General features: G+C 76.4%; 2 protein-coding genes. Both read left to right on the top strand.

Going from position 1 to position 3,621, the window contains the following annotated elements; all coding sequences use genetic code 11:
* The first annotated feature begins 161 nt into the window (after nt 1–161).
* Nucleotides 162–1,712: an aldehyde dehydrogenase family protein gene (locus tag ACYVGT_RS28035; protein ID WP_460863855.1), complete on the top strand. Its 1,551-nt coding sequence runs from the start codon at nt 162–164 to the stop codon at nt 1,710–1,712.
* A 168-nt stretch (nt 1,713–1,880) separates the two neighbouring features.
* The gene (locus ACYVGT_RS28030) at nt 1,881–2,852 is read left to right on the top strand and encodes a GDSL-type esterase/lipase family protein (RefSeq protein WP_460863853.1); all 972 of its coding nucleotides are present in this window, start codon (nt 1,881–1,883) and stop codon (nt 2,850–2,852) included.
* Nucleotides 2,853–3,621 lie beyond the last annotated feature (769 nt).

The raw sequence follows: 3,621 nt of genomic DNA, 5'->3' as shown, positions 1-3,621 counted from the left end.
GGTGCGATCGTGTCGGGTTCCTCGGGCACGGCCCAGGCCAAGAAGGAAGCCCTGGAAGCCGCCGGCGTCAAGGTCGGGCGCACGCCCAGCGCCGCAGCCGACCTCGTCCGCAGCGCGGTCGCGGCCGGCGTGCGCACGCCGGCCGGAGCAGGAGGCCCCCGATGAGCGGCCGCACAGTGAAGCCCGGTACCGAGTGGAGCGCCCTGTACGCGCGGGTCAGCGCCGCCGCCCCCGAAGCGTTCGCCGCCGACCGGGTGCGCAACGCCTGGGGCGGCCAGTGGCGCGGCGACGGTACGCCGCGCCCCGCGTACTCGCCGGTGGACGGCACCGAGATCGCCGGGCCGCCGATGGTCGGGACGGAGACCGCAGAGGCGGCCGTGCGCGCCGCCGCCGACGCGCACCGCGCCTGGGGCGCCGTCCCGCTGCCCGAGCGCACCGCGCGCGTCCGCGCCGCTCTGGACGCCTGGCGCGCCCACCGCGACGACCTGGCGCTCGCCCTGGCCTGGGAGATCGGCAAGCCGTGGCGGCTGGCCTGTGCCGACGTCGACCGCGCGATCAGCGGCGTCGAGTGGTACCTCGACCACGCGCCGCGGCTGCTGGACGGCCGTACCCCGCTGGACGGGCCGGTCTCCAACATCGCCAGCTGGAACTACCCGATGAGCGTCCTCGCGCACGCGATGTGCGTGCAGGCGCTCGCTGGCAACGCCGCCGTCGCCAAGACGCCGACCGACGGCGGCCTGGTCTGCCTCACCCTCGCGGTTGCCCTGGCGGTCCGCGAAGGGCTCCCGTTCACCCTGCTCAGCGGGTCGGGCCGGGAGCTCTCGCCGGTGCTGGTGCGCAGCGCCTCGATCGGCTGCGTCTCCTTCGTCGGCGGCCGCGACACCGGCGGGCGGGTCGCCGCCGACCTCGCCGACCTCGGCAAGCGGCACATCCTGGAGCAGGAAGGGCTGAACTGCTGGGGCGTGTGGGAGTTCAGCGACTGGGAGACGCTGACCGGCCAGATCAGGAAGACCTTCGACTACGCCAAGCAGCGCTGCACCGCCTACCCGCGGTTCGTCGTGCAGCGCTCGCTGTTCGACCGGTTCCTCGCCGCCTACCTGCCGGCCGCCTCCGCGGTGCGGTTCGGGCACCCGCTCGCCGTCGACGCCCCGGACGACCCGCTGCCCGAGCTCGACTTCGGCCCGCTCATCGGCGCTGCCAAGGCGAAGGAGCTGTCCGGGCAGGTGGCCGACGCGGTCGCCGGCGGAGCGGTGCCGGTCTACCGCGGCGACGCCGGCTCTGCGCGGCTGCTCCCCGGCCAGGACGCCAGCGCCTACATGGCCCCGGTCGCCCTACTGGAGCCGCCGCGGTCGTCGCCGCTGTTCCACGCCGAGCCGTTCGGCCCGGTCGACACGTTCGTCCTGGTCGACACCGAAGACGAACTGCTCGCCGCGATGAACGCGAGCAACGGGGCGCTGGTCGCCACGGTCTCCTGCGACGACGAGTCGACCGCGCAGCGCCTGGCCGGCGACATCCGGGCGTTCAAGACCGGCGTCAACCGGCCGCGGTCCCGCGGCGACAACGAAGAGCTGTTCGGCGGCTGGGGCCGCTCCTGGCGGGGTGCGTTCGTCGGCGGGGAACTCCTCGTCCGCGCCGTCACCCGCGGGCCCGACGACGACCAGCTGCCCGGCAACTTCCCCGACCGCACCCTGCTGCCCGCCGGCGCGGCCTGACCGGCACCGGTAGCACAGCGCCGGCCGGCTGCCCGCCGCACCGCTCCACCCCGCCCCGCCGGGAGCGCCTGCCGCCAAGCGCTCCCGGCGGTCCCCTGCACCGGGCGCGCCGCCGGGACCGGCCCGGCCGAGTGGCGGTCCGGTTGACGCATCGCCGACACTGAAGGCGTGGATTCGACGACGGTACGCCTCGCCGCCCTGGGCGCCGGCGCGCTGCTCGCCGTCGGCCCGGCCCCCGCGATCGCCGACGCCTCGCGGCCCCCCGCCACGCCGTCCGGAACTGCTGACGGTGGTGCGGACGGTGCCGGGGGGACGCGGATCCTGCTGTCCGGCGACTCGCTGACCCAGGGCGCGTCCGGCGACACGACGTGGCGCTACCACCTGTGGAACCACCTTGAACCGGATGTCCCGGGGCTCGATTTCGTCGGTCCCCAGGACGAGGTGCTCGCCGGATGGCCGGGCGGGGGAGACGGAGACAGCGGCTACCGCGACCCGGACTTCGACACCCACCACGACTCCTCGTGGGGGCGCACCCTGCAGGAGGCGTCGCTGGACATCGGCGACCTGGTGGCCGAGTACCAGCCCGATGTCGTCGTCGCCCTCTACGGGGTGAACGACCAGGCGTTCGGCGCTGAGCCGCACGAGTACGCCCGCTACCTGGAGCGCTTCATCGGCGCCGCGCGCGATGCGCAGCCCGGTGTCGACATCGTCCTCAGCACGGTTCCGCCGACGACGTTCACCTCCACCGGCGACCAGGCCGCGATCCTGGCCGCGTTCGACCGCGAGGTCGGCGAGGTCGCGGCGGAGCAGTCGACGGAGGCGTCCCGGATCGCGGTCGCCGATATCGCGGGCGACGGCGGCTACGACGCCGAGGCCGACACCTACGACGGCACCCACCCCAACGCCAACGGCGAGAAGCGCATCGCGGCCGCGGTCGCCGACACCCTCGCCGGCGAGCTCTCCCTCGGGTCCCCCTACACCGGTCCCGCCCCGGGCGCCCTCCCGGACGACCCGGAGGAAGCCGCCCCCGCCCCGCGCTGGCCGCTCCTCGTCACCGCCGGCCTCGCTCTGGCCGGCACTGCTGCCCTGATCACCGCCGCGGCCCGCCGCTCCCGCTCCCGCCGGGCCGACAGGCCCTGATCCGGCGCGGAAGCCGGCGGGCCGGTGCCTGCCGCGGCCTGTCGATGTTCCGCGCCGTGCTGGCCCCCGGGGTTCTCCGGCGTGGAGAACCGTGCCCGGCTCCAGGCCGCACCGTCCGGCGAGTCCGGTCCGCGCCCCCTGCCCGCGCTTCCACCCTCCCCGCCTGCGCCCGGCGCCCCTCCCGATCCCCACCGGGGCGTCCGCCGCGTCCCGCGGCGCCGCCCTCGCCCGGTGCCCCGGGACCGCCTCCGCCGTAGGCGGCCCGGCCGCGGGGAACGGGAGCACGCGAACGGGGGCTGGGCACCGCCGGTCCGCTGAGGGTCCGCTCACGGGCCGGCGGGCCCGCGGCGGCGTACTCGCTCCGGATCCCCGGGGCCAGGGCGGGTCGGGTGGATGGCGCCTTTGTCGCGCAGCAGGGCAGTTGTCCACCCGGCACGTCCCAGCGGCCGCCGGTCGGCCGGCAGCGTTCCCTGCGCCTGTTCAGCGCGGTGCCGCGGGCTCCGGCACGGACGCGGCGCCGGGACAAGGGATGTCCAGGCCGGAAACGCCGCCCAATCGGGCATATCGGGCCGGATGCGGACACGATCGGGTATCGGTGGGCGGCGCGCCAGTGAACCTGTGCCGCGTGGGACGCGAAGGGAGTAGCCTCCCGCACAGGCGTGATCACGAACGGCGCATCGGCGGCGCACCGCGGTGCAGCGCGCCGCGCCCGTCCAGCCACGCCTCCCCGGCCCGCAGCGCGTCCGCGCCGCCGGCCGCGCGCGGCCCG

Source organism: Nocardiopsis coralliicola, from assembly GCF_054779695.1.
This window is presented reverse-complemented; position numbering and strand designations above follow the sequence as displayed.

Bases quoted from the DNA above. Each gene is read 5' to 3' on its own strand.
- ACYVGT_RS28035 (WP_460863855.1), top strand. From the start codon at position 162: ATGAGCGGCCGCACAGTGAAGCCCGGTACCGAGTGGAGCGCCCTGTAC.